General features: G+C 45.1%; 4 protein-coding genes and 1 pseudogene. All 5 read left to right on the forward strand.

The window, feature by feature from the left end:
• Positions 1-222 precede the first annotated feature (222 nt).
• Positions 223-819 carry a type 1 fimbria switch DNA invertase FimE gene (gene fimE / locus EQY_RS0117675; protein ID WP_000044716.1) on the forward strand — a complete coding sequence of 199 codons (597 nt, stop codon included), beginning with the start codon at positions 223-225 and terminating at the stop codon, positions 817-819.
• Between the two features lie 479 nt (positions 820-1,298).
• Positions 1,299-1,847, forward strand: a complete 549-nt coding sequence (fimA, locus tag EQY_RS0117685) for a type 1 fimbrial major subunit FimA (protein ID WP_000695568.1) — start codon at positions 1,299-1,301, stop codon at positions 1,845-1,847.
• 65 nt (positions 1,848-1,912) lie between these two features.
• The gene (gene fimI / locus EQY_RS0117690) at positions 1,913-2,452 is read left to right on the forward strand and encodes a type 1 fimbrial minor subunit FimI (RefSeq protein ID WP_077629697.1); all 540 of its coding nucleotides are present in this window, start codon (positions 1,913-1,915) and stop codon (positions 2,450-2,452) included.
• A gap of 36 nt (positions 2,453-2,488) precedes the next feature.
• Entirely contained in the window at positions 2,489-3,214 is a 726-nt protein-coding gene (fimC, locus tag EQY_RS0117695; protein WP_000066542.1) for a type 1 fimbria chaperone FimC, read from the forward strand.
• Positions 3,215-3,279: 65 nt separating this feature from the next.
• A pseudogene (gene fimD, locus EQY_RS0117700) lies at positions 3,280-4,626 on the forward strand (fimbrial usher FimD); the annotation flags it as partial.
• Positions 4,627-4,655: the final 29 nt, after the last annotated feature.

Here is a 4,655-nt window from a genome sequence, read left to right on the forward strand (position 1 = left end):
GGAGTTAATCAGGTGCTATCTATTGTTATATTGAATTAAATCAATGAAAATAGATGTTGTCACATCAGTGATATTTTATTTTTGTATGATGTTTAATGTAATTGACTGATAACCACATAACTTTATGTGTGATTATCTTTTTATCTATTGGGCTAATTTTGACCGTTTGAGGTTTCCTATAGGTATTCATTCAAATATATCTCAGTCAGGAGTACTACTATTGTGAGTAAACGTCGTTATCTTACCGGTAAAGAAGTTCAGGCAATGATGCAAGCGGTTTGCTATGGGGCAACGGGCGCCAGAGATTATTGTCTTATTCTGTTGGCATATCGGCATGGGATGCGTATTAGTGAGCTGCTTGATTTGCATTATCAAGATCTTGACCTTAATGAAGGTCGAATAAATATTCGACGGCTGAAGAACGGATTTTCTACAGTTCACCCATTACGTTTTGATGAGCGTGAAGCTGTAGAACGCTGGACCCAGGAACGTGCTAACTGGAAAGGCGCTGAGCAGACCGACGCCATATTTATTTCCCGTCGTGGAAGTCGACTTTCTCGTCAGCAGGCCTATCGCATCATTCGTGATGCCGGTATTGAAGCTGGAACCGTGACGCAGACTCACCCTCATATGTTAAGACATGCTTGCGGTTATGAACTGGCGGAGCGTGGTGCTGATACCCGTTTAATTCAGGATTATCTGGGGCATCGAAATATTCGCCATACTGTGCGTTATACCGCCAGTAATGCAGCACGTTTTGCCGGATTATGGGAAAGAAATAATCTCATAAACGAAAAATTAAAAAGAGAAGAGGTTTGATATAACTTATTGATAAGAAAATGAAAAAATAAAGATATACAAGACAATTGGGGCCAAACTGTCCATATCATAAAAAAGTTTCGTATTTTTTCTCAAGCATAAAAACATCAAAAAACGACAAAAATCAACTAACTGTTTGATATGTAGACTATTTCTATTGTAAATTAATTTCACATCACCTCCGCTTTACGTAAAGATAACGTCTCTCTTTCTCGAAGCAACTTCCTCATTCTTCTCTCCAAAAACCACCTCATGCAATATAAAAATCTATAAATAAATATAATCACAGAACATAAAGCCAACAAATAAACTGAAAAAGTTCGTGCGCGATGCTTTCCTCTATGAGTCAAAATGGCCCCAAATGTTTCATTTTTTGGGGGGAAACTGTGCAGTGTTGGCAGTCAAACTCGTTTCCAAAACAAAGTGTACAGAACGACTGCCCATATTGATTTATACGTAGATTTAAAAAGGAAAGCAGCATGAAAATTAAAACTCTGGCAATCGTTGTTCTGTCGGCTCTGTCCCTCAGTTCCACAGCGGCTTTGGCCGCTGCTACGACGGTAAATGGTGGGACAGTTCACTTTAAAGGGGAAGTTGTTAACGCCGCTTGTGCGGTTGATGCAGGCTCTGTTGATCAAACTGTTCAGTTAGGTCAAGTGCGTACCGCTTCGTTGGCACAAGAAGGTGCAACCAGTTCTGCTGTCGGTTTTAACATTCAGCTGAATGATTGCGATACCACTGTTGCAGACAAAGCAGCCATTGCCTTCCTTGGCACAGCAATTGATGGAAATCATACCAACGTACTGGCTCTGCAGAGTTCAGCTGCGGGCAGCGCAACAAATGTTGGTGTGCAGATCCTGGACAGAACGGGTACTGCGCTGGCGCTGGACGGTGCGACATTTAGCGCACAAACAACCCTGAACAACGGAACCAACATCATTCCGTTCCAGGCACGTTATTTTGCAACCGGTGCTGCAACCCCTGGTGCTGCTAATGCGGATGCGACCTTCAAGGTTCAGTATCAATAACCTACTCAGGTTTAGGGACGTCATTATGGGCAAGGATGCCCACTCCTTGTGCGATAAGAATAATGATGAAAAGGACGAGATTATTTCTAGTAGCGTTGTTGCTGCCGATGTTTGCTCTGGCCGGAAATAAATGGAACACCACGTTGCCCGGCGGAAATATGCAATTTCAGGGCGTCATTATTGCGGAAACTTGCCGGATTGAGGCCGGTGATAAACAAATGACGGTCAATATGGGGCAAATCAGCAGTAACCGGTTTCATGCGGTAGGGGAAGATAGCGCACCGGTGCCTTTTGTTATTCATTTACGGGAATGTAGCACGGTGGTGAGTGAACGTGTGGGCGTGGCTTTTCACGGTGTCGCGGATGGTAAAAATCCGGATGTGCTTTCTGTGGGAGAGGGGCCAGGGATAGCAACCAATATTGGTGTAGCGTTGTTTGATGATGAAGGAAACCTCGTACCGATTAATCGTCCTCCTGTGAACTGGAAACGGCTTTACTCTGGCTCTACTTCGCTACATTTCATCGCCAAATATCGTGCTACCGGGCGTCGGGTTACTGGCGGCATCGCCAATGCCCAGGCCTGGTTCTCTTTAACCTATCAGTAATTGTTCAGCAGACAATGTGATAACAGGAACAGGACAGTGAGTAATAAAAACGTCAATGTAAGGAAATCGCAGGAAATAACATTCTGCTTACTGGCAGGTATCCTGTTGATCATGGCAATGATGGTTGCCGGACGCGCTGAAGCGGGAGTGGCCTTAGGTGCGACACGCGTAATTTATCCTGCAGGGCAAAAACAAGTGCAACTTGCCGTGACAAATAATGATGAGAATAGCACCTATTTAATTCAATCATGGGTAGAAAATGCCGATGGTGTAAAGGATGGTCGTTTTATCGTGACGCCACCTCTGTTTGCGATGAAGGGAAAAAAAGAGAATACCTTGCGTATTCTTGATGCCACAAATAACCAATTGCCGCAGGATCGGGAAAGTTTGTTCTGGATGAATGTCAAAGCGATTCCGTCAATGGATAAATCAAAATTGACCGAGAATACGCTACAGCTCGCGATTATCAGCCGCATTAAACTGTACTATCGCCCGGTTAAATTAGCATTGCCACCCGATCAGGCCGCAGAAAAATTAAGATTCCGTCGCGGCGCAAATTCTCTGACGTTGATTAACCCGACACCCTATTACCTGACGGTAACAGAGTTAAATGCCGGAACACGGATTCTTGAAAATGCATTGGTGCCTCCAATGGGCGAAAGCACGGTTAAATTGCCTCCTGATGCAGGAAGCAATATTACTTACCGAACAATAAATGATTATGGCGCACTTACCCCAAAAATGACGGGCGTAATGGAGTAACGCAGGGGGAATTTTTCGCCTGAATAAAAAGAATTGACTGCCGGGTAATTTTAACCGGAGGAATAATGTCATATCTGAATTTAAGACTTTACCAGCGGAACACACAATGCTTACATATTCGTAAGCCTCGTCTGGCTGGTTTTTTTGTCCGACTCTCTGTTGCCTGTGCTTTTGTCGCACAGGCACCTTTGTCATCTGCCGAACTCTATTTTAATCCGCGTTTTTTAGCGGATGATCCCCAGGCTGTGGCTGATTTATCGCGTTTTGAAAATGGGCAAGAATTACCGCCGGGGACGTATCGCGTCGATATCTATTTGAATAATGGTTATATGGCGACGCGTGACGTCACGTTTAATACGGGTGACAGTGAACAAGGGATTGTCCCTTGCCTGACTCGCGCTCAACTCGCCAGTATGGGGCTGAATACAGCTTCTGTCTCCGGTATGAACCTGCTGGCGGATGATGCCTGCGTGCCATTAACCACAATGATCCATGACGCTACTGCGCATTTAGATGTTGGTCAGCAGCGACTCAACCTGACGATCCCTCAGGCATTTATGAGTAATCGCGCGCGTGGTTATATTCCTCCTGAGTTATGGGATCCCGGTATTAATGCCGGATTGCTCAATTATAATTTCAGCGGAAATAGTGTGCAGAATCGGATTGGGGGTAACAGCCATTATGCATATTTAAACCTACAGAGTGGGGTAAATATTGGTGCATGGCGTTTACGCGACAATACCACCTGGAGTTATAACAGTAGCGACAGTTCATCAGGTAGCAAAAATAAATGGCAGCATATCAATACCTGGCTTGAGCGAGACATCATTCCGTTACGTTCCCGGCTGACGCTGGGTGATGGTTATACCCAGGGCGATATTTTCGATGGTATTAACTTTCGCGGCGCACAATTGGCCTCAGATGACAATATGTTACCCGATAGCCAAAGAGGATTTGCCCCGGTGATCCACGGTATTGCGCGTGGTACTGCACAGGTCACTATTAAACAAAATGGGTATGACATTTATAATAGTACGGTGCCACCGGGGCCTTTTACCATCAACGATATCTATGCCGCAGGTAATAGTGGTGACTTGCAGGTAACGATTAAAGAGGCTGACGGTAGCACGCAGATCTTTACCGTACCCTATTCGTCAGTCCCGCTTTTGCAACGTGAAGGGCATACACGTTATTCCATTACGGCAGGAGAATACCGTAGTGGAAATGCGCAACAGGAAAAGCCCCACTTTTTCCAGAGTACATTACTCCACGGCCTTCCGGCTGGCTGGACAATATATGGTGGAACGCAACTGGCGGATCGTTATCGTGCTTTTAATTTCGGTATCGGGAAAAACATGGGGGCACTGGGCGCTCTGTCCGTGGATATGACGCAGGCTAATGCCACACTTCCCGGGTGATGCTGCCAACTTACTGATTTAGT

The sequence above is a fragment of the Escherichia sp. TW14182 genome (assembly GCF_000208525.1).
In the GTDB taxonomy this organism is placed as follows: Bacteria; Pseudomonadota; Gammaproteobacteria; order Enterobacterales; family Enterobacteriaceae; genus Escherichia; species Escherichia ruysiae.